This is a genomic window from Bacillus amyloliquefaciens DSM 7 = ATCC 23350, from assembly GCF_000196735.1.
GTDB classification, from domain to species: Bacteria; Bacillota; Bacilli; order Bacillales; family Bacillaceae; genus Bacillus; species Bacillus amyloliquefaciens.
The window spans coordinates 1848988-1871157 of the sequence record NC_014551.1 but is presented as its reverse complement, the minus strand read 5'-3'; the positions used below and the strand labels follow the sequence as shown (position 1 = coordinate 1871157).

General features: G+C 46.7%; 20 protein-coding genes and 1 pseudogene. 6 read left to right on the top strand and 15 right to left on the bottom strand.

Going from position 1 to position 22170, the window contains the following annotated elements:
• Positions 1-20 precede the first annotated feature (20 nt).
• The 9 genes from BAMF_RS29690 to BAMF_RS29650 form a co-directional block, all read right to left on the bottom strand.
• Positions 21-641, bottom strand: coding sequence for a hypothetical protein (locus BAMF_RS29690; RefSeq protein WP_013352357.1), 621 nt, complete (start codon positions 639-641; stop codon positions 21-23).
• 48 nt (positions 642-689) lie between these two features.
• Complete coding sequence (nrdF, locus tag BAMF_RS29685) at positions 690-1679, bottom strand: class 1b ribonucleoside-diphosphate reductase subunit beta (protein ID WP_013352356.1); 990 nt, start codon at positions 1677-1679, stop codon at positions 690-692.
• Positions 1680-1696: 17 nt separating this feature from the next.
• Positions 1697-3799 (bottom strand): class 1b ribonucleoside-diphosphate reductase subunit alpha, encoded by a 2103-nt coding sequence (gene nrdE / locus BAMF_RS29680; RefSeq protein ID WP_013352355.1) that lies wholly within the window; start codon positions 3797-3799, stop codon positions 1697-1699.
• Positions 3759-4151: a class Ib ribonucleoside-diphosphate reductase assembly flavoprotein NrdI gene (nrdI, locus tag BAMF_RS29675; RefSeq protein WP_013352354.1), complete on the bottom strand. Its 393-nt coding sequence runs from the start codon at positions 4149-4151 to the stop codon at positions 3759-3761. The genes nrdE and nrdI overlap by 41 nt, the downstream gene beginning before the upstream one ends.
• A 259-nt stretch (positions 4152-4410) precedes the next feature.
• Entirely contained in the window at positions 4411-4626 is a 216-nt protein-coding gene (locus tag BAMF_RS29670) for a hypothetical protein (RefSeq protein WP_013352353.1), read from the bottom strand.
• Positions 4627-4708: 82 nt separating this feature from the next.
• The gene (locus BAMF_RS29665) at positions 4709-4984 is read right to left on the bottom strand and encodes a YmzC family protein (RefSeq protein WP_013352352.1); all 276 of its coding nucleotides are present in this window, start codon (positions 4982-4984) and stop codon (positions 4709-4711) included.
• A 98-nt stretch (positions 4985-5082) separates the two neighbouring features.
• Positions 5083-5304 (bottom strand): RNA chaperone Hfq, encoded by a 222-nt coding sequence (hfq, locus tag BAMF_RS29660; protein WP_003154064.1) that lies wholly within the window; start codon positions 5302-5304, stop codon positions 5083-5085.
• 39 nt (positions 5305-5343) lie between these two features.
• Positions 5344-6288, bottom strand: a complete 945-nt coding sequence (gene miaA, locus BAMF_RS29655; protein WP_013352351.1) for a tRNA (adenosine(37)-N6)-dimethylallyltransferase MiaA — start codon at positions 6286-6288, stop codon at positions 5344-5346.
• A gap of 98 nt (positions 6289-6386) precedes the next feature.
• Positions 6387-6791 carry a YmaF family protein gene (locus BAMF_RS29650; RefSeq protein WP_013352350.1) on the bottom strand — a complete coding sequence of 135 codons (405 nt, stop codon included), beginning with the start codon at positions 6789-6791 and terminating at the stop codon, positions 6387-6389.
• A 101-nt stretch (positions 6792-6892) separates the two neighbouring features.
• On the opposite strand from BAMF_RS29650, the gene BAMF_RS29645 reads away from it, so the two are divergent.
• The 3 genes from BAMF_RS29645 to erbB all read left to right on the top strand — a co-directional run bounded on the left by BAMF_RS29645 (position 6893) and on the right by erbB (position 8013).
• Positions 6893-7189, top strand: a complete 297-nt coding sequence (locus tag BAMF_RS29645) for a hypothetical protein (protein ID WP_013352349.1) — start codon at positions 6893-6895, stop codon at positions 7187-7189.
• Positions 7190-7327: 138 nt separating this feature from the next.
• On the top strand, positions 7328-7642 hold the full coding sequence (erbA, locus tag BAMF_RS29640) for an SMR family multidrug efflux transporter EbrA (RefSeq protein ID WP_013352348.1): 315 nt from the start codon (positions 7328-7330) through the stop codon (positions 7640-7642).
• Between the two features lie 17 nt (positions 7643-7659).
• Entirely contained in the window at positions 7660-8013 is a 354-nt protein-coding gene (erbB, locus tag BAMF_RS29635) for an SMR family multidrug efflux transporter EbrB (protein WP_014470379.1), read from the top strand.
• Positions 8014-8026: 13 nt separating this feature from the next.
• Here erbB and BAMF_RS29630 read toward each other — a convergent pair whose 3' ends face one another.
• The 3 genes and pseudogenes from BAMF_RS29630 to BAMF_RS29620 all read right to left on the bottom strand — a co-directional run bounded on the left by BAMF_RS29630 (position 8027) and on the right by BAMF_RS29620 (position 9732).
• The gene (locus BAMF_RS29630; RefSeq protein ID WP_013352346.1) at positions 8027-8479 is read right to left on the bottom strand and encodes an OsmC family protein; all 453 of its coding nucleotides are present in this window, start codon (positions 8477-8479) and stop codon (positions 8027-8029) included.
• 59 nt (positions 8480-8538) lie between these two features.
• Positions 8539-9246, bottom strand: coding sequence for a poly-gamma-glutamate hydrolase family protein (locus BAMF_RS29625; RefSeq protein WP_013352345.1), 708 nt, complete (start codon positions 9244-9246; stop codon positions 8539-8541).
• Positions 9247-9499: 253 nt separating this feature from the next.
• Positions 9500-9732: pseudogene (locus BAMF_RS29620) on the bottom strand (hypothetical protein).
• Positions 9733-9915: 183 nt separating this feature from the next.
• On the opposite strand from BAMF_RS29620, the gene BAMF_RS29615 reads away from it, so the two are divergent.
• Together BAMF_RS29615 and BAMF_RS29610 are read left to right on the top strand one after the other, a co-directional pair.
• Positions 9916-11244 (top strand): S8 family peptidase, encoded by a 1329-nt coding sequence (locus BAMF_RS29615; protein WP_013352344.1) that lies wholly within the window; start codon positions 9916-9918, stop codon positions 11242-11244.
• A gap of 192 nt (positions 11245-11436) precedes the next feature.
• On the top strand, positions 11437-11799 hold the full coding sequence (locus BAMF_RS29610) for a hypothetical protein (protein ID WP_013352343.1): 363 nt from the start codon (positions 11437-11439) through the stop codon (positions 11797-11799).
• Positions 11800-11833: 34 nt separating this feature from the next.
• Here BAMF_RS29610 and BAMF_RS29605 read toward each other — a convergent pair whose 3' ends face one another.
• Together BAMF_RS29605 and BAMF_RS29600 are read right to left on the bottom strand one after the other, a co-directional pair.
• Positions 11834-12565, bottom strand: coding sequence for a YoaK family protein (locus tag BAMF_RS29605; RefSeq protein WP_013352342.1), 732 nt, complete (start codon positions 12563-12565; stop codon positions 11834-11836).
• Positions 12566-12648: 83 nt separating this feature from the next.
• Positions 12649-13020 (bottom strand): NucA/NucB deoxyribonuclease domain-containing protein, encoded by a 372-nt coding sequence (locus tag BAMF_RS29600; protein WP_232469737.1) that lies wholly within the window; start codon positions 13018-13020, stop codon positions 12649-12651.
• Positions 13021-13372: 352 nt separating this feature from the next.
• Here BAMF_RS29600 and BAMF_RS29595 point away from each other — a divergent pair, with 352 nt between their 5' ends.
• Positions 13373-14584, top strand: coding sequence for a cytochrome P450 family protein (locus BAMF_RS29595; protein WP_013352340.1), 1212 nt, complete (start codon positions 13373-13375; stop codon positions 14582-14584).
• Between the two features lie 137 nt (positions 14585-14721).
• Here the strand turns inward: BAMF_RS29595 and BAMF_RS29590 are convergent, their stop codons facing one another.
• Entirely contained in the window at positions 14722-22167 is a 7446-nt protein-coding gene (locus BAMF_RS29590) for a beta-ketoacyl synthase N-terminal-like domain-containing protein (protein ID WP_013352339.1), read from the bottom strand.
• Between the last annotated feature and the right edge of the window lie 3 nt (positions 22168-22170).

Genomic DNA, 22170 nt, shown 5'->3' with positions numbered 1-22170 from the left:
GAGGAACAGGGGTTTTTCTGTTATTGAAGAATATCGGCGACAAACTGTGACCAAGTTTCAAGACGCTGATACACGTCTTGTTCTTTTAATTCGCTCACTTTCATCCAGCGGCCGGCGATCTGATCTTTTTCTTTCACTTCGACTTGCGCTCCAGACGCTAATTGGAGCGCAGAAAGGATGCCGATATGTACCTTCCCTACATTGTTTTCATCATCGTTGATTAAACCGAGTGTGACAATGTTTTGTTTGTCCTCCTCACGAATGTACAGTTCTTCCGCCAGCTCCCGGTCGGTATTCTCTTTCAGCACCTCTGAAAAAGAAGCCGCCCCTTCCATAGGATTCATGTGTCCGCCGAAACCGAGGGAAAGCTTATTATGGAGGCGCGATTCCCCGCCGCCCGCGAGCCGTTCATACACAAACACCTCATCATCACGGCGGATGACGACATATGGAATCGGCTGTTTAAAACGCGGGTCCTCTTCCGCGTCGCCTCTTCTGATGTCAAAAAAATGCTCCTCAATTTGAGCCATGATCTTTACGATACATTCATCTTCGCTGTTGACTCCCTGAAATGCCAGCGTTTCATTTTGAAAGACGTCGCTTCGCGGTGCAGCCAAGATGATTTCATCCATTTTATTCATGTCCGTTCCTCCTGTCTTACCTCTCCATTCAAGCCAAAAGAGCAGATATTATATCTGCTCTTCATCTTGGCCGAAATAAAAATCTTCGTCTTTAATCGGTTCTACCGTCGCTTTTTTGTAGCCGTTCCCTTTCATGGAGAAGAAATCATGTGATTTCGTTTTGGTGTTTAATCCGTTTAATACGATCGGATTAATATCCTCTTCTTCAAAGTAAGGATCGAATCCTAAGTTCATCAACGCTTTATTGGCGTTATAGCGGATAAATTTCTTTACGTCATGAGACAGCCCGACTTGGTCGTACAGATCCTCGGTATACTCAAGCTCATTATGATAAAGCTCTTCTAAAAGCTCAATCGCAAATTCGCGGAGTTCCGCTTTTTTCGCTTCTGTTTGTTTATTGTATATTTCTTGAGCAAGCAGTCCGACATAGACACCGTGGATCGCTTCATCACGAAGAATCAGGTTGATGATTTCACCGCTTTGCATCAGTTTGCCCTGTCCGTAGAAATATAACGGATAATAGAAACCGCTGTAGAAAAGGAAGCTTTCTAAGTAAACGGAAGCGACCATCGCTTTAAACAGCGAAATCTCATCATCTTTTTTTATGGCGCGGTACAGTCCGACGACGGTGTGGGCTTTTTTCTGCAGGTATTTATTCTGCTTCACCCATTCAAACACTTCGTTGATCGTTTCAGTCGGAGCAAGCGTCATAAAAATATTTGAATATGATTTTGCGTGCACCGCGTTTTCCATCATCGCCATGAAATTAAGAACCGCTTTTCGCTGATGGCCTTCTACGTGCTCGGCCACAATCGGCATGCCCGTGTTCCCCTGCTCTGTATCAAGCAGTGTCAGGCCGGCGAGAACCTTCATGTACGTATCCTGTTCATTTTTACCCAAATACTTCCAAGTGAGAAGATCGCCGTTTAATGCGATCTCTTCCGGAAGCCAAAACTGCTTTACGTTTTGGTTGTAAAACATTTGGGTGAAATCATCTTCATGCTTTGACCAGTTTGCTGCGTCATAAATTTTTGTCACTGTAAACTCTCCTTTAATCAAACAACACAAGAAAGACAGCTGTCCTGCCCGGTATCTTTCGTTCTTGCATAGTAAATGGTTTTGATGCCTCTATGGTGGGCATACAGATCAATACGGTTCAGATCACGAGTTGTCATCGTATCTTTCAAAAACAGGGTGAAGCTGATTCCCTGATCGATATGCTGCTGGATTGTCGCGATCATATCCACCACTTTGAACATGTCCATATCATAAGCTTCTTTGTAGAAGAACCAGTTATTAGACGCTAACCCCGGCATCGGGTAATACGTTTTTGAGTTTCCGTATGTTCTTTCTTCGATCCGTTCCATAATCGGCATAACGGATGCCGTGCTGGATTGGACGTAGGAAATGGAGCCTGTCGGCGCGATACACAGTCTGTAGCTGTGGTACATGCCGTTTTCAGCGACAAACGCCTTCAGCTCTTTCCAGTCTTCGATTGTCGGAATGTGCATGCCTTCAAAGAGCGCAGCGATTTTTTCGTATGCCGGCGAGAACTCTTTCTCGATGTATTTATTGAAATATTCTCCCGTTGCATAAGTGGAGCCTTCATAATGCTCAAACGTTTCGCCTTTTTCTTTCGCAAGCTCAGCTGAACGCTGGATGGAATAAAAGTTTACCATCATAAAGAACGTATTCGCGAAGTCTCTTGCTTCCGGGCTTTCATAAGCGATGCCGTTTTGGGCAAGGTAGCCGTGCAGGTTCATCGCGCCTAAACCGATCGATTTCATCGCTTTGTTCGCGCGTCTGACTGCCGGCGCGTTGCGGATATCCGTCGTCTCGGACACATGAGTCAGGGAATCCGTCGCAAGTTTCACCGTGCGCTCAATCGATTTATGTTTCATGACATTCAAAATATTTAAAGAACCCAGGTTGCAGGAAATGTCCAGGCCGATTTCATCTTCTTCGTCATAATCTGTGTAAGCTGAAACTTGTGACGCCTGAAGCACTTCAGAGCAAAGGTTTGAGAATTTCACTTTTGAGACGTGGTTATTCGCGTGCTCTTTATTTACGTTGTCCTGGAACATAATGTACGGATAGCCTGACTCAGAGCGGAGAACGGCAAGCTTTTCAAGCAATTTGCGCGCATTCACTTTTTCTTTTTTGACGCGCGGATTGTCGACAAGCTCCTCATACATCGCCGTCATGTCCATTTCGTCCATATGCTGGCCGTATTCTTTATAAATCGTATGCGGATAAAAGACATAAGCGGCTTTATCCTCTCTCGCAAGCTCGACGAACTTGTCCGGAATCACGACGCCGATGGAAAGGGTTTTAACGCGGACGTCTTCATCAGCCGAGATTTTTTTCGTATCAAGAAAATCATTAATATCCCGGTGGAAAATGTTCAGGTATGCCGCGCCTGAGCCTTGTCTTTGCCCCATTTGGTCAGCATAGCGGAACGCATTATCAAGAAGTTTCATCACGCCTACGACGCCTTTTGTGGCATTTTCCACATCTTTAATCGCTTCGCCTTTGGCACGGAGCTTCGACAGGTTAAGTGACACGCCTCCTCCGAGCTTCGAAAGCTGCATGGAGATGTCGATCGCTCTTGAAATATCATTCAGCGAGTCATTGACTTCCAAAAGGAAACAGCTGACCAGCTCGCCGCGGCGTTTGCGTCCGGCATTTAAGAATGTCGGCGTGCTCGGCTGATATTCCTGGTTAATCATTAAGCGCACATAGTCTTTCGCTTTTTCCGCGTCGCCGTTTGCAAAAAACAGGGCCACGATTGAAATTCTGTCCTCGTAACGCTCAAGGATTTTTTTCTTATCATTCGTTTTCAATGCATAATCGTTATAAAATTTAAAAGCACTCATGAAGGATGGAAAACGAAATTTCTTCGCGTAAGCTGTCTTGAAAACATCTTTTATCTCTTCAAACGAATAGAGGCTCAAAAACTCTTCTTCGTAATATTGATTTTCAATCAGATAATCCAGCTTCTCTTTCAAATCGTGAAAGAATACCGTGTTTTGATTGATATAGTCAACAAAATAGCTATGTACAGCCTCTTTATCTTTATCAAACTGGAATTTTCCATCTTGTTGGATCATAATTTCGTTATTTAACTGAATCCATTTTGGCACTTGGTTTTGTGACAACTTTTTCTACCTCCTGAGTAAACAATTCAACGTCTTTCGCTGTGCCGCTGAGTTCAAATTTAAGAAGGACCGGCACCTGATACTGCTTTGAGATCGTGTCGGCGCTTTTGGCAAAATTCTCACCCCAGATTTTATTTCCGCTCGCTGCGACTCCTTGCAGAAGATGGGCGTTTTTTTCAAGAAATGCCTGCGTTGATGCCGGCACCTGTCCGAAGTTTGTCGTGTAGGTCACCAGTACAAACGGAGTGTCCAGATCTTCAATTTCGTCCACCTTGCGGATCAGCTGAAAGTCTGTTTTATTCACAAAACGCTGAACATTCCCTGTCTTTGAATCAAATATGATTTGAACCATCCATATCACGACCTATCAAAAATAATGAATCTCTTAACACTATATATAGTATACTAACCTCTCAGAAAAACACAACATATTGAGATCGATTTATAAAAAGTTCATATTTTTGAAAGAGCGGACCTTGGTTCTGCCCCGATTAACGCCCAAAAAAGAGAGCAGAACGAGAATCATCTCTCATCCTACTCAAGGTGTCATGTGTAAGCCGATGTCTATCATAACATGAAAAAAAACTGCTTAGTAGTCTAGACTTTTATTCTTATTTTTTGTAAGAATCACATTTTTTTTCGCTTTCAACGGTTTCTTCTATTTCCACATCAGCACCGATTTCTTTCAGTACGGATTTCAGAGCGCTTGTAATGGAAGCCTCTCTGATCAGTTCTTTGCCGTCAACGATGATGCTGGTTCCATATTCATAGCAGGAATCATCTTCACAGGTTTCTTCCCAATGGTTGATTATCACCTTGTGTTTCAATCGTCTCACCCTCTGCATGATCAATGTCAGTACCTAGTGTAGCTTGTGCGGCCTGCTTTGTAAATTCGAACGCTTGTGAAATTTATTCAAGCTCATCCAGCGCCGTTTCTTTTTTCAGTTTGATTTTATTCGTTTTTTCATCGTAGCGGTATATTTTCATGTAACCGTCCTCAACGACGCCGAAATGGTTATGTTCCAGCTGCACCGTGCTTTCAGTCTGCGGTTCGGTATCCGTTGAGCCGCCGTCATGATCCGTCACCACCGTCTCATGATTGCTGCATGCTCCAAACAGCAAAAAAACAGCGATCCAAACGAGCGTAATCCTGATTCTTCTCAGTTCATTCTCACTTTCAAACATGGTGTTCCGAGCCCCCTTTTATGTTTCCGATCTCCAGCCGGCAATATACAGGCGCGCATAAAAAAAGACCATGCTTCATGGTCTTTGGACAAAAAAGTCTATTCAAGCTCAAGCTGAACGTTTTTTTGCGGGGCGAACGTGGAGATGGCATGTTTATAAATAAGCTGCTGCTTCCCCTCCGTTTCGAGCAAGACGGTAAAGTTATCAAAGCCTTTTACCTGGCCGCGAAGCTGAAAGCCGTTGAGTAAAAACACCGTGACGAACGTATTGTCTTTTCGGATTTGATTCAAAAACTGATCTTGAATATTAATCGGTTTCATGTTTCGTCCTCCTTGGTTCTCAATACAATACTGTTTCGATTAAATTTCCAGTTTTCCTGCTATACACTCGAAAATTTCCTTTATTTTCTGTTCGATATCCACAGGCGGGGTCATATCGGTCCATGAGACGGACATTTTATTGCGAAACCAGGTCAGCTGGCGTTTCGCATAACGTCTTGAATTTTGCTTTAATTGTTCCACAGCCTGAGGGAGCGGCACTTTTCCATCCAGATATTCATACAGCTCTTTATAGCCGATCGCCTGAATCGATTGGCTGTCCCGGATATTCATATCATACAGCCGCTTGACTTCAGCAAGAAGGCCGGCTTCCATCATCAGGTCAACACGATCGTTAATCCGGCCGTACAGCACTTCTCTGTCCATTGTAAGACCGATGAGTACCGCATTGTAAAGCAGCTCCCGTTTTTGGGTTTTAAGATGCTCTGACATTGTTTTTCCTGATATGTGGAGAATTTCGAGCGCGCGGATGACTCTTCGCGTATTATTTTGATGAATGGCCGCCGCCGCTTCCGGATCGGCTGCCGCAAGCTTGGCATGAAGAGCTTCCGCCCCTTCTTCTGTCGCCAGTTTCTCCATGCGCTCCCGGAATACAGGATCACCGGAGTGTTCAGTGAACGTATAATCATACAGCACAGACTGAATGTACAGACCAGTCCCTCCGACAATCATCGGGAGCTTTCCTCTGCCGGCAATCTCGCTGATTTTTTCCCTCACCATTTTCTGATAATCCGCCGTTGAAAAAGTGTCGGACGGGTCCAAAATATCAATCAGATGATGCGGCACGCCTTCTGTCTCTTCTTCGGTGACTTTGGCCGTACCGATATCCATCCCCTTATATACCTGCATGGAATCTCCGCTGATGATTTCCGCATTCAGCATTTTTGCGAGTCCGATGCTCAGTTTTGTTTTTCCGACTGCCGTCGGGCCGACGAGTATGACGACAGGCTGTTTTGTATTTTTCAATATGTATCACTCTCTTTTATAAATCTCCCCCTGATTATAGCATTCATTTCTCCAGGCACCTATCCATTTTGCCCTTTTTTCTGAGCGCTAAACGTCAATTACCACCCGAGCGGCTCGTTGCCGACAACCTCTCTCGTTTTTCCTTTGAGCTTGTGGTGGTGTGTTTTCCGGTCTTGCTCCCGCGGATCGTAAACGACCCCGCCGTAGCGGATCTGAATCGGCTCATTGTAAGCGGCAAAGGTGGTCTCTGCAAGCTCATGATAATGTGTTCCGTCAACCCTCGGAATGGCAGGGCCGGAAATACCGTAATACCTATGGAAATGGCCGTTTTCAAAAGAGGTGATGCCCGAATAAAAATGTGTATGCTCATCTGTATTGCTGCCGTTCTCCGGCTGTGAAAAGCCTTCGATCAAATGGTAATGCCCCTGCACTACATCCGTTACAGCCCGGTATGCGTGTGTATGCGGAGGTTTTTTTGACCAGTCGGACTGATACAGGCCCACAAAAGCTCACTCCTTTATTTTTTTGATAAACGCCCAATCAAAAATTGGTGGGCTGAATACTCTGTTATCATCTCAAATTTATTCTTGGAGGTACCTAAATTATGAATGAAGAATACGCATACGCAGCAGATAGTGATATGAGACAGTTTGGACGTCCTGGATTTGGTTTTGGCCGGCCGGGATTCGGGTTCGGACGGCCGGGTTTTGGTTTTGGCCGGCCTTGGTTTGGCCGCCCTTGGTTTGGCCGCCCTTGGTTTGGCTATGGATTCGGACGTCCGTTTGGATTTTTCGGCGGTCCGTTTGCCGGAGGGCTTGTCGGGGGTCTGGTCGGAAGCGCCTTATTAAATCCGTATTTGTACGGGGGTTACGGCTACCCTTACTATCCGTATTACTACTAAGACAATCAAAAAGGGCTCCTTTCAGGGGCCTTTTTATATAGGCCGAATGTCTTGACTTGCCGGGTAAAGTTCGGATATTATTTTATTTTACTGCCTTAAACAAAAGGCATGAAGATGATGATGAGAGGGGGATTGGATATGATTCTGGGTTATATCTTCCTCACAATTGCTATTTTATCAGAGTCAATGGGTGCGGCCATGCTGAAGGTCTCCCGCGGATTTACGCGGTTTGTGCCGAGCGCACTTGTAGTGGCTGGCTATTCATTGGCCTTTTATATGCTTTCACTGACACTGAATCTCATTCCGCTCAGCTTATCCTATGCCACATGGAGCGGGGCCGGAACGGTGCTTGCGTCCATTATCGGAGCGAAGTGGTTTCATGAAAAACTGGACAAGCAGGCTGTTATCGGGCTCTTTTTCTTATTGGCCGGTGTCATTTTGATGAATTGGTAGAAAGGAGAGGCATGATAATGAAAGGATTACTCTGCTTGGCATTAGCCATTGTATCAGAAGTGTTCGGAAGCACGATGCTGAAGCTGTCGGACGGTTTTACCCACCTATGGCCCGCTCTCGGCGTCATTGCCGGAATCGGAGCCTCTTTTATGTTTTTGAGCTTCTCTTTGAAAAGCCTTGATTTATCCACCGCATACGCGACATGGTCAGGTGTCGGCACGGCTTTAACGGCGATTGTCGGCTTTATCGTTTTTAAGGAGGCCATGACAGTCAAAATGATGATCGGTCTCGTTTTGGTCATCACAGGCGTTATCCTGCTGAACCGTTCCAAGTCTCAAAAAGCTAAAAAAAATCAAACGGCCCGGAGCTGACCGTTTGAACTCATCAATCGCGGGCGGCTTTTACTTCCACTTCAAGCTCCATCTCCACGTTTCCCTGGACCGCTCGTGAAATCATACACGAGGACTCCGCTTTTTGCGCCAGCTTTCTGGCCAGCGTAAACTCCGTTTCAGTTGCACCCGGCTTTAATACTATAAACGGGCGGTGAATGATTTTTTGATATGTAAATACACCGTTTGTTACGTCTACAATTCCTTCAGATTCCATATGTAGATCTTCTTTATCCAGACCGCTTCTTTCCATCATTGCCGCAAGCGTTATAATATAACAGGTCGCGGCCGCTCCAAGCAGCATTTCATCAGGATTTGTGCCTTCTCCCGGTCCGTCCATTTCCTTAGGAATGGACACAGCTGTTTCCAGCCGGCCGCTTTTAATATCGCCGACGCCGTTCCGATTTCCGGGCCAATTTGCTTTTAAATAAAAATGGTGTTTTGCCAAGGGACAATCCTCCTTTTTTTCAGTTTACTCAACTTTCACTGGTTTGTCTTATTTTAAGCTCAAGAATACTCTTGATTGATCACTCTTTTTATCGTACGGACATACCGGTAAAATTCCTCCGTTTTTGTGAATTCTCTTTCGCGGTAATCAAAATTATCAAAAAACGCTTCCCGTTGTTCTCTGCTGATCTCAAGCTGTATGCTCAGCCCGGTTTGGGTCTGGTTATTGATATTTTCGATGTCAACTCCGGACAGCCCGGTTCTTGAGGTTGCCAATTCTGCAGAAAATCCGTTTCGTTTAAGAGCTTTCACCAATTTTTTCGCCCGCTTCCGGTCACTTCCTCCGACAAGAGTGTTTTTCTCGTCGCTTTTATAACCGTGAACTGCGATAACATAACGGTGCTGTTTAATGCTTTTGACTGCTAAAGGCTCATCGAACTTGGTGCTCGTAATATGAAGGGTCTGGTTATCATGCGTTTTTAATCCCTCAAACAGGTAGGTTGAAAAATCATCTCTGAAAGAGCGGACGATCTCGCTCACCCCGCCCTCAATTCTGCCCCCGTGCGGCGACATAATCAATACAGAGCTCCCCTCTTGCTTATTGTACGATATATGATAATCATCGGGGTCTTCGTGTTCAGCCAGATCTTTAAAATCTGTGTATGTATCAGAGGAATTCGAGGGATCAGGGTCTGACGCATAATGAACACATCTTATTAGTAAGACCATTGCTACGATAATGATGACATTAAGTAAAATTCTCTTCATCAGTTTTCCTTTTGTTCTCCTTTCTGAAAAATGAAATGTTCATTATATGGTTTTTTGTCAATAGGTCTTATCTTAACATTCTATTCACATTATCATCAGTGAAAAACTTCCCGGTTTCAAAAAATCAATGGATTGTCACGGTTCAAGCCTTCAGATGCCGGGCATCAGTGAAAAAAGGTTGAGAGAAGGCAAAAAAAAGGGAGGAATGCCCGAATTTTCACGGACGGGAGATTGACAGAGGAAACAGAAAACATCAAGAATACGCTCTTAAAAATGCAGATCCGCCTCCCGAAGCAAATGCGCAGGACAGAATGGACTCCGTCAAAAAGGTTCTCATCTGCCTTTTTGTACAGCAGAATGCCTTCACAGCCCGCTCATCCCCTTTTTAATAATAATGGTCCGTTTTGAAATCGAGCCGTCTTTTTTCATATATATAATATCAATTGGAAGCTGCTTTTCCAAGGAATGTCTCAATATCATGTTCATATTTATACCTCCTTCTGTCGGCTTTATTATAAACGAACAAGTGTTCGATTTCAACTTATTCGTTTCTTTTTCATCTGAAAAAGCCGCAAGTAACCAGCTCTCTGAAGGACAAACAAACTGACCGAACATACAGCCTGTTCATATGGTATAGAGAGAATCGCCAGAATGGGAGGAAAAGTATATATGTTTGGTTACTCAATGGTACAAATGGTGCGGTCAAATGCTCATAAACTGGACTGGCCGCTCAGAGAAAACGTATTACAGTTATATAAACCTTTCAAATGGACGCCTTGCTTTTTGCACAGCTTTTTCGAAGAGAAGGTAAAAAACAGAAAGAAAATGTCAGTCATCATTGAATTCGAAGAGGGATGCCACGAATCCGGTTTTCACAGCACGGGTCAGGTCCTATCAAATGAGAAACGCTGCACTATAAAAAAGCAGTTTCAAACATTTAATTGCTGCAGCGCGGAAGTCACCCCGTCCGCCCTTCATATGCTTCTTTCTCAATGCCGGGATATCCGTAAAATCTATTTAAACCGTGAAGTAAAAGCACTTCTTGATACGGCAGCGGAATCATCCCATGCAAAAGAAGTGACCCGAAACGGCACCGTATTAACAGGGAAAGGCGTAACCGTTGCCGTTATTGATACCGGAATCTATCAGCACCCCGATTTAGAAGGCAGAATTACCGGATTTGCCGACTTTGTAAACCAAAGGACAGAACCGTATGATGACAATGGCCACGGCACTCATTGCGCCGGTGATATTGCGAGCAGCGGCGCATCCTCTTCCGGAAAATATCAAGGACCGGCGCCGGAAGCCAATCTGATCGGTGTCAAGGTATTAAACAAATCAGGATCAGGAACCTTGGCTGATATCATTGAAGGAGTGGAATGGTGCATACAATATAATAAAGAATACACCGAGAACCCGATCCGGATCATCAGCATGTCGCTGGGCGGAGAAGCGCTCAGATATGACAAAGAAACGGATGATCCGCTCGTCAAGGCCGTTGAAGAAGCATGGAACGCAGGAATCGTCGTCTGTGTCGCCGCGGGCAACTCCGGTCCGGAAGCACAAACGATTTCAAGCCCCGGCGTCAGTCAGAAGGTCATCACGGTAGGCGCCTATGATGACAATGATACGCCGAGCAATGAAGATGATACGATTGCTTCTTTCTCAAGCCGCGGCCCGACGGTATACGGAAAAGAGAAGCCTGATATTCTTGCACCCGGAGTCGATATCGTATCCCTTCGTTCTCCGCGTTCATATCTTGACAAATTACAAAAATCAAACCGTGTAGGGTCCTTGTATTTCAGTTTGTCGGGCACATCCATGGCCACTCCGATCTGTGCGGGCATCGCCGCCTTAATCCTTCAGCAGAACCCGCAGCTTACGCCTGACGAAGTGAAAACACTGATCAAACAAAGTCCGGATAAATGGACAAATGAAGATCCGAACATTTACGGAGCAGGCGCAGTGAACGCCGAAAACGCCGTACCGAAAGAATAACCTTTTTCTCATGAGAAAACGGGATCGTCTGCATCAGCAGATGACCCCGTTTTTCAGTAAACAGCAGAAACATTATAATGAAGAAACTCGGAACTCTTCATATCCTGCTGTCAGAATAAAAGATGAATGCAAGACAGTGTATTTCTGAAAAAATAGGGAATAAGTATGGTGTAGATAAAAGGAGGAATGACAATGGCACTCACAAACACCGAACTGTCTGAATGGCTGCAAAAGCAAATCGGACAAACGCTTGATATCAGAAAAGGAGAGCTGACAGACAGCCGGAATGAGATTTCTGATATGGATCAAATCATGCTTCACCTTGATGATGTTCTCGTCCGCCGAACAAATCATCCCGATGACTATGTAGCGGACGAAGAACTCGTCTTAAAAGGGCACGGCACAACCTATACGGAGGAAGGCAATGTACCGCTCCCTCAAGATGCGTATGAAATCCCTTTGCTTGGTGACATTACCATTCAAAAAGAGCAGAACGGATTAAAGGTACATACAGATCGGGCCGTTTATACAATCGGGACCCGACAAGAGCAATAAAACGAAAAAAACGCCCTGAATCAGCGGCGTTTTTTTATTGGTTTTTTTCTTCCGAATAACCGTGGAACATCGTGAATGCGCAAAGCATAATACCTAAAATAATGATAATCGGGAGCCAGATAACGGCAAATTTATAATCCGGTTCGGCAAAGGCGCCAATGACCGCCCCGAAGCAATACAGCACCAAGGCAAGCGCGCGCAAAACAGCATCTCTCGTAAACTGCTTCCGCTTGTCCGATTTGTAAAACCTTGCGGTGAGATCTTCAAAAAAATTAGCAAGCGTTCCCGTTAATACGGTCGTGGAAATCCCGGCTACACCAAGTTTTCTCGCGGCTGTCGTCTGCATTCCCATTGCGAAGCTGAGCAGCATAATCAGCACATAAACAGAAATGCTCTCTGCAAAAAAACAAGAGAACAGAGCAAACAGGAGCAAAACAGCTCCTTCAATAACCAAAGCCGCAGTTACGGCAGGCGGCCAGAATGACTTCTTTTTATTGCCGACAAGCACGGCGGCGGCAATAACGCCGGCAATAAATCCGATTAACGAGGTTAAAGATTTGAGTACGGCAAGGTGCCATGAATTGCCGATCGCAAGGCCGAACAGAACGATATTCCCCGTCATATTGGCGGTAAAGACATGCCCTAAACTTAAATAACCGATCACATCCACAATTCCCGCAGTTAAACAAAGAAGCAAAAGTGCAATATTTCGGTATGTAGTCACTGTCAATGTGATCCAATCCTTTCTCATGCCGATTTCCAACATATAAGTTTACTCTTCGCGATTTCATATGTCCAGCCGGCACGCCTCTTTTTCAAAGCAAAAAAACTCCGGCGAACCGGAGAAGGTTACTGAACGATAAATAATACTCTCGTACCGTCGGAATATCCGCTCATTTGATTTCCAACCCATGAACCGGCTCCGCGATTATCCGAAGGGGTTACATATCTGATGTCAGCCCCTGCCCCGCCTTCCGTACAGACTGCCATCGGCCATTCATCACGGTCAAACCCAGGCTTTGTCGGAATGCCTTTCAATGATTCTTTCCTTCTTTCCTCAGCTCCGCCGCGATCAATTGTACAAATGTCAGAATGCCCTGCCGAAATGGCATCTTTTATATGATTCCCCGTCTCCGGATATTTTAACAGCGGGAAATACAGCACATGATCATATCGGGATGCAGCTTCAGCAGTATTCTCCGAATGGATGCCGGCGCCCATAAAGCCGAACTGAAGAAAGATCACCAAAAGCAGACTTGCCGTCCATTTCATAAACGCAGCCATTCACAGCCTCCTTAAGAAGTTGATATGAAGCGTAAATATGTATATTAGCCGGACTTAGCGCACATGATGGAATGGAAAAAAAAGTATGTTGTTTTGTTGATAATCAACGAAAATGGCGGCTTTACGATTTGTCTGTTGAACCGGCTTCTGTTTCCTTATATAGTTTAGACATACTTATGAGCCGTTGTAATCAGGTTCTTCGGCGGATAATAGGAGGAATGCCGTCCGGTCGACAGGCACCGGCTGTTTGTTATGTCTTTTTCAAAAACATGAAGGCGGGGAAATCAAGATGGAAAAAATAATGTTTCACCCACACTCATCCGAGTTTCACGAAAACCCTTTTGCGGTACTAAGCAGATTCAGAGAGCAGGATCCTATACATAAATTCGAACTGCAGCGTTTCGGAGGCACCTTTCCGGCTTGGCTCATCACACGTTATGATGATTGTATGGCGTTTTTAAAGGACGGAAGAATTACAAGAGATGTCAAACGGGTCATGCCGAAGGAGCTGATCGCGAAGCTGAATGTCAGTGAAGATATAGATTTTGTATCAGAGCATATGCTGGCAAAAGACCCTCCCGATCATTCACGCCTTCGATCTTTGGTGCATCAGGGATTCACTCCCCGGATGATTGAGCAGCTTCGCACCGGGATAGAACGGATCACAGAAGAGCTGCTGGATGAAATGGAAACAAAAGCAGATCCTGATATCATGAGAGATTTCGCCGCACCGCTCCCGTTTATCGTCATTTCCGAGCTGCTCGGAATTCCGAAAGAAGACCGTGCCAAATTTCAAGTGTGGACAAGCGCGATGGTCGACACGTCAGAAAGCGGACAAGATGCGACCAACCAGGCGCTCAGAGAGTTTAAACAATATATGCAAACACTGATTGAAGAAAAAAGAAACCACCCGGGTGAGGATCTGACAAGCAAGCTTATTTACGCAGAAGAGGACGGCCAAAAGCTGAGTGAATCAGAGCTGTATTCCATGCTGTTTTTGTTAGTCGTCGCCGGGCTTGAAACAACGGTTAACCTTCTCGGCTCCGGCACACTGGCGCTTCTTCTCCACAAAGACCAGCTGGAGAACATAAAGCGGCAGCCCGACACTATCCAGACGGCGGTCGAGGAGCTTTTGCGTTATACCTCTCCCGTCATCATGATGGCGAATCGATGGGCGATTGAAGATTTCACGTATAAAGATGTTTCCATTAAAAAAGGCGATATGATTTTTATCGGCATCGGTTCAGCCAATCGGGACCCGGAATATTTCGATGAACCCGATACATTAAATGTGGCGAGAACACCGAACCGTCATATCTCTTTCGGTTTCGGCATTCATTTCTGTCTCGGAGCCCCGCTCGCCCGGATGGAAGCATCCATTGCCTTTAATGCGCTTTTAAAACGGTTTCCGAATATAGAGCTGAACGGCTCGTCCGAGGATTTGACATGGAGAAAAAATGTGTTTTTAAGAGGGCTTGAAACATTGCCTGTCAAATTTTGATACCCGCCCCCTTTTTGGGGGCTTTTTAAATGTCTTATAAACAGGAAACAATAAATTTATATGAATATTTAGTACATAGTAAATTTAGTTCTGATTTAGGCAAAAAAGCTGCCGGATTGCTCCGGCAGCTTTCTCTATTACCGTTTTACCAACTCATTTGTTTCGTCCAGCTTTTTCCTGAAAGATTTAAGAAAATTGGCGCTTATCGTCCCTTTGTTTGCGTACAGCTTTTCGCAAAATGCCTTAATGGCGTTTTGCGGCTTTGTTTCCGTCAGCATTGTAACATGATTGGAAGAATGCACGTCCAGCAGGTGAAACTGTTTTATCTGCCGTTCCCATTCTTTCCAATACGCATCATAGTCTAACGGAATTTGTTCTTCCTCTGCTGTGAGATAACGTTCAAGATCCCCGAGAAACAAACCGCTTTTATTTCGGAAATAGTAGCATTGCAGCGCTTCCGGATGAGGCAGCGGCTTCATGTCATACTCTTCCATTCCGTAAGCGAGCTGCGTCTTCATCATTTGCTCCAGCTGCATCCGTATCGCTTCTTCTGATTTGGGCAGGCCGCGCTCTTTGGCAAGTGTGATCAATTCTTTCAGTACATCTTCTTCCTCAGCCTGAACGGTAATGTCTTCCCTGCTGATTAATGCCTCTTCAGGGTTTTCAGGCTTGAGATATGCCGTAAGCATCGTATTGATCGTTTGCAGCATGACTGACTTGATAGATGGTTTTCTTTCTTTCCATTTTTCACTGTACGGGGTATCGATCATGACGGCGCTTTTCACCGTATGCCCTTTCTCCTGCAAGAGGCGCGCTGTTTCATATGCAAGCATGCCGCCCAAGGAATATCCGCCAAGATCATATGGGCCTTTCGGCTGTACAGCTTGGATGATTCTCACATAAGAAGCGGCCATCTCTTCAATTCCTTGCAGCGGGTCTTTCCCTGTCAAACCCCTTGCCTGGATGCCGTAAAAAGGGCGCTGGCTCTTTTTGGCGAAAGGCTGATACGCTTCAACGCCTCCCGTTCCTCCGTGAAACCAAAAAACAGGACGGCCTGTTTCCTTTTCATTCAGTTTGACGAGTTCGGGAAAATTCCCGCCCGCACCTTGCGATTGGTTCGTTTTTAACAGCACGTTGAGCTCCTGAAGAGTACCGCAGTTCTGAAGAGCTTCCAGACTTATGCGGCTGTCTGCGTCCTCAAGTTTTTTCAGCAGCTGAATACAGGAGAATGAATCGAAGCCGTATTCAGTCAGCGGCTTATTTTGATCAATTTCCGCCGCCTCCATCCCCAAAATGTCAGCCACAATGTCAGCCGCATCCCCGCGGCGGGACTGAGGGTTCTGTGAAACCGGCGGAAGGCTGATGTCTTCTGTCCGACCGCCTTTCCAATACTTGTGTTTTTCAAAAGGGTATGTCGGAAGCGGGACTCGTCGAACAGGTTTACCTTGGTGGAGTCTGTCCCATGGAATGTCCGCGCCTTTAACCCAGCAAAACGCCAGCTTTTCCAGATTATTTTCTGCCAGAAGCGTCTCCGTAACGACTGTACCGAGTGTCCCTTCCAGTAAAACCCCGATATCTCCTGATCCAGTCTGCTGACTGCCTGTAAAGAAGCTTTTCATTCCTTTGCTTTCTTCGGAAAACTCTCTGTAATCTGTCAGTTTTTCCAGCAGTTCATCTTGATTGCGGGCAACGAGTGCCAGGCGGCAGTTCATCGCCTCACGCCCGGTCTGAAGCGTGTAAGCAATATCCCGCAATGACGGAATATATTCAGTTTGTATGAAAGCAGCCAGCTGACCTGCGGCCGCCTTAAGCCGATCTTCGCTCTTAGCAGAAAGCACGATAAGCTGCGGTTCATGTGCAGATTCCGTGTCTTTCAGACGAGGGCTGTACTGTTCCAAGACGACATGCGCATTCATGCCGCCGAAGCCATAGCTGTTAATTGCGGCCCGGCGCGGAATCAGACTGCCATTATCGTCGGTGAGCTGTGTCCATTCTTGATTGTCTTCGGTGAAACGGAAGCGGCTTTGCTGAATGGTCATTTGCTCATTTGCAGCTGTAAAGCCGGGAATGCCCGGGATAGTATGATGCTTCATGGCCATCGCCACTTTCATAAGGGCTGCCAGTCCGGAAGCGAGTTCGCCATGGCCGATGCAAGGTTTCACAGTGCTGATATAACAAGGCGCGCTTTCCTCCTCATTCGCAAACTCGCCGTAGCCCGCTTTGATGGCATTGAACTCCAGCGCGTCTGCCATTTCGGAGGCAATGCCGTGGGCTTCAATGTATGTGACGGTTTGCGGATCGACATCGGTGCCCTCGTACGCTTTTTTCATCGCGGCCTTCATTCCCGCCGGGTTCGGCGCGTGAAGCGACATGCCCTTACCGCCATGAGACACCCCGGTTCCTTTAATGACCATGTGAATGTGATCACCGTCTTCAATTGCCGCCTCGAGCGGTTTTACGATGATAACGCCCGCCCCTTCACTTCTGACAAAACCATCGGCATCTTTTTGGAAAGATTTCGCCCGGCCGTTTTTGCTTAAATATCCCATTGAATCAAATCCGATAAAGCCCTTCGGTGACTGCAGAATATTGACGGCGCCCACGACAGCCTGCTCACATTCGTTATGACGGATCGATTGAACCGCCCTGTGCAATGCCACAAGCGTTGACGTGCAGGCAGCCTCGTAATATTCACTCGGCCCTTGTAAATTCAAGGCATATGATATCCTGTTCGGAATGATGGACGGAATGGATGTTCCATTGTTTGGGTCGCTATTGCCCGCGGCAACGAAAACGCCTGTCGGTCTACTTGATAACGCCTTATTGGTCAGGCCCGCATCCTCCATTGCCTTCCACGTATGCATCAAGAGCAGAAACTGCTCAGGCCCCATTTGCGAAGCCTCTTTAGGAGAAATTCCGAAAAAGAGCGGGTCAAATTCTCCGACTCCGTCAATAAAACCGCCCCATCTGAGGCTTGTGTCATCCTCATCATCGGCGTAACGGCGCCAGTCCCAGCGCTCCGCCGGAATTTCTGAAATACAGTGATCTCCGTTTACGGTGTGTTCCCAAAAAGACTGGATATCCGGAGATTGCGGAAACTGACCTGACATACCGATAATGGCGATTCCTTGCTTGATCTTACTGTTATCACAGGGTGGATGCTGTTCCTTCGGCAAAGTTGGCGCTTCTTTTGTTACCGAAGCCTCTTCTGTATGCTTGTGATCGGCAAGCAATTGAGAAAATTTGCTCTCATGTGCTGACGCAAAGTAGCGGGTCAGCTCTTCCGCCGTAGGATACTCGAAAAACAATGTTGGATTCACATCGATTTCTGCCTCTTCGCCGATCTCTTTTGTCAGTCCGATCAGGCTTGCGGAATCAAGCCCCAATTCCATGATATTAGCATCAGAACGCAGGGATGACGCAGGTTCATCCATCATCTTGGCGAGCTTGCCAAGGACATAGCTGCGGATATGATCTGTCAGACTGCCGGCAGAAATCGATTCTCCCGCGCTTTTCACAGTCGTTCGAGCCGGCTGATTCATCTGAAACGCTTCCGGGCGGAACCGTTTCAGGGCATAGCCTTCATAACACATAACCACTTCAGACCGGCTGTTGATTACATCTGCGTTAAACAGGATCATCTCCCCTGTTTGTTTGGCCAGCTTGATGTGCAGCCAGCAATCGGTGAGATTTTCCGGGCTGCCGAAGGTGACGGAATTAATGCCGAACGGCAGATAGCTTTCTGCATCCGCTTGATCCAATAAAGAAAGCGCGGACAAGTAAGCACTGTTGGCGATTAACGGATTTATAGCATAATTTTGCGAGTCGCCATTGTTCAGATTCAGCTTTGCTAAAACGGCATCAGTGCCTTTGTATAGGCGGGTGATCGTTTTAAATTCTTCTCCCCACACGACGGTTCCCGTTCCGTCTCCGTATAACTCATCTATCCGTCCCACTTCACTGTAAGAGCGCTGAATGGCCGCCAGATCCGCGTGCCGCTTCTGAAACGGATACGGACTGCACTCGGCATACGCCGCTGCGCTCCAATCAGGAGATGTACGGCTGCGGTACATCATGCGCAGTTCAAAAGCATCCCCGTTTTGTTTTGATTCTGTTTTCAGCTCGATGCGATCGCCTTTTTTTACGGTAATGGGATTGACGTAATTCAGTTTTTTAATTTGTCCTCCTTCTGCATCGGGAAAGAGATGATAAAACTGCTCGGCCGCCAGACTTTTGTATGTAGCGCCGACGAGTACAGGTTCTCCGTTGAATTGATGCCCTTGCACATATGGATCATCATCATTGTATTTCGCCTGAACGCCGGCCGCGTTTTCTGCTTCACCGAAATGAAAAGAAGTCCGGTGGTCAAAAGCATAGGCCGGCAGATGAACGGCGTGCTCTTGCTCCACCTGATCAAATGCGATATTCTCTCCTTTTTCCCATTGCCGCGCACGATTGGCGATAGCAGAATCGGAGAAATTGAGATTCGGCTGATCCAAGCGGTAAGCGGCCAGCTTTTTCACCAGTTCCTGAACGGTTGAAGCCGTAAATGCCGCCCGGTACTCCGAATGATGCGTTCTTTTTTGTAGCGCGGATGCGACAGCGGCCGGATGAAGAGATGGCGTCTTTTCTAAAAAGGCCGCCAGTCTGTCAAGATAGGCTTCAAAACTCCATTTCGTTTTCGCTGACACAGGGAAAATATATTCCTCAGAGCTGTTGCGGTTCTGATGGAAATCTGGACTGATATATTCTTCTATGATCAGATTCGCATATGCCCCGCCTGCCCCGAAGGAATTAATCATGCTTCTCCGCGGTATGATGTCTCCCGTCCCGGCATCCCTCATACGCTCCCAATGCTCGGTTTTTTCCTGCAGGTAAAAGGCTGTTTGTTCAAGCGCGATATTCGGATTTTGCGGTTTAGCGTTAATGGTCGGAACTAACGTTTCCCGCTCCATTTGCAATAGCACTTTTGCGAGCTGGGACATGCCGGAGGCCGCCTCTAAATGGCCGAGGTTTGACTTGACGGATCCAAGCGCGCAAAAACGTTTTTTATCGGTATATTGCGAGAACGCGTTTGTCAGGGCAATGACCTCAATCGGATCTCCCAATACCGAGCCGTTTGCCGCTGATTCAACATAACCGATTGTTTCCGGATTTATTCCGGCCTTGCTGATGGAAGCCGCCATGAGCTTCGCCTGCTGTTTCGGATCCGGCGCCGTATACATCTGCCTTCCTCCGCTATGGCACAACGCGCTGCTTTTAATGACGCCGTAAATATGGTCTTTGTCGGCAACCGCTTTGGAGAGCGGCTTCAGGAGCACCGCCCCGACCCCTTCGCCCGGCATCAGACCCGTGCCTGTTCCGAAGCTTTTACTTTCACTTCCCTGTTCAAGCAAATTCGCCCGTTCGAGCGCATCATATTTAGACGGTTCAAGCGTGAGATTAACCCCTCCGGCAATTGCCATGGAACAGCTGTTAAGCTTCAGGCTTTCACAGGCGAGATGAATGGCGCTCAGTGAGCTGGAGCATGCGGTCGTCACGCCCATGCTCGGACCCGTTAAATTGAAAAAGTGAGAAATCCGGTTGGCGATGTGCCAATCCCCTCCGTTAGAGCTGAGCGCTGCTTTTTCCAATGACGGGATATTCCAAAAATATTGATTGTACATACTGCCCATAAAAACACCGATGCCGCTGTCTGCTTCCTGCCACTTGTTTAATCTCTCTAACGAGTAGCCCCCGTTTTCAAATGTTTCCCATACGGTTTCAAGGCTTAACCGGAGCTCAGGTGTCATCTCCATCACATGGTCTTCCTTGATGTCAAACAGGTGATGGTCAAAAGCGTCAATATGCTGCAGAAAGCCGCCGTACCGTGTTTTTCGGTCTTCTTTTCGTGTTTCTTTTGCCATTGTTTTCAGAAGGCCCGACTTCCATCTGTTTTTCGGAGCCTCTGTAATACAGCTGTCTCCGGCTTTTAAATGCTCCCACAGCTCATCAAGTGTTTCGGACTCCGGGTAGCGGCCGCTGATGCCGATAATGGCGATGTCATCCCGATCAGAGCGATTAGTGTCGGCGGTTTCTGTGTCCGGCTTGGGCGCTTCCGCCTCTTTCGGTTCAGTGATAAATCGCCGTGTTTCCGTTACAAGCGGCACCGGTTCCTCTATTACGGGTTCCTGCTTCTTCGTTTCAGGGGGCGCTTGTTCAGCTCCAAATGCCTGCTGCAGCTTATCGGGGTAAGTGTCCAGCAGATACTCGGCAAGTTCTTTCGTATTCGTGTGTTCAAATAAGACCGTTTTCGGCAGCTCGCCAGTCAATGTTTCCAATTCACGGATAAAATTCACCTGCAAAATGGAGTCGATGCCGTATTTTTCAAAGCTGGTTTCCGGCTGAATTCGCTCGGGCGCAAGCTTTATCGACTTGGCTAACGTTTCTTTTATGAATTGCACCGTCCGGTCTGTGACTGAGGAAGCCGGTTCTGTGAATTCAGCCGGCTCTTTGGAAGCCGCAATTTCTTCAACGGCCTGCGCGTCCGGCTGCTTTTGCCTGATGACGCCGTCGCTTTCTGCCGCCACGATCTGCTGACCGAGCTGATGTGACGATTCCGCCATAAATGTAACGTATCGATATCCCTCGCTTTCCAGCACAGACTGCCACGCTTCAGGATAGAGCCCCGGACATCCGGGGATGCGCAGCTCGGCGTCCTCATAAAGCCACCAGCCTTCCAAAAGACCGAATGTCAGGTGAGAATAAACCGAATGGCTGCTGATCTCATTTAATAGCAAAATCCCGTTCTTTTTGAGCACGGCTTTGGCATTGCGAAGCGTCTGCCGAATATTTTTTGTCGCGTGAAGCACATTTGCCGCAATCACGGCATCATATGCGCCCGCGTCTACATCCTGCAAAGCCGGCGGCTCTTCCACATTAAACCGCTTATAGGTCAAATACGGATTGTCGGGCCCGTATTCTTTTTCAGCATGCAGGAAAAAGGCCTTTGACAGATCGGTATAGCAATATTCTTTTACGTGATGCTTGTACTCTTTTAATCTTTTAAAAACGGTCGCGCTTGTCCCGCCCGTACCCGCTCCGATCTCTAATATCCGGATTTCTGCGTTCGGGTCTTCTTTCAGGCGTTCTTCAATAAAAGCTGTCAATGTGTCAGCGAGCACCTCATTAAAGTAGTCTGCCGTTTCATTATTTTTATAGATTCCTTCCACCAATTCCATTGAGGAATCAGGAAACAGAACATCAGTGGCAGAAACTCTGCCGGATAAAATATCCGGCAAAGCTCTGAGGGCTGTCTCCACCAATGTGATCATCGCCTGTTTGCTGCTGTCCTTGAGTAAAGGAGCTTTCTTTTCATCCCATTCTTGCCACAGCACGTCCGCATGCTCTATCGGCCCCGTTAACACATACGTACTGCCTGACTGTTTTAAAAAGCCATTTTGCACCAAGATGGAGATGCTTTCTTCCAGCCACCTGCCGTAAAACCCCTGCAATACAGGCTGCGTCTTGTTTTCTGTAAAAAATCCGACAGATTTCAGCTGGCCTGCCAATAGTTTGTAAAGAAGATCTTCCGTGTTTTGCAAAGC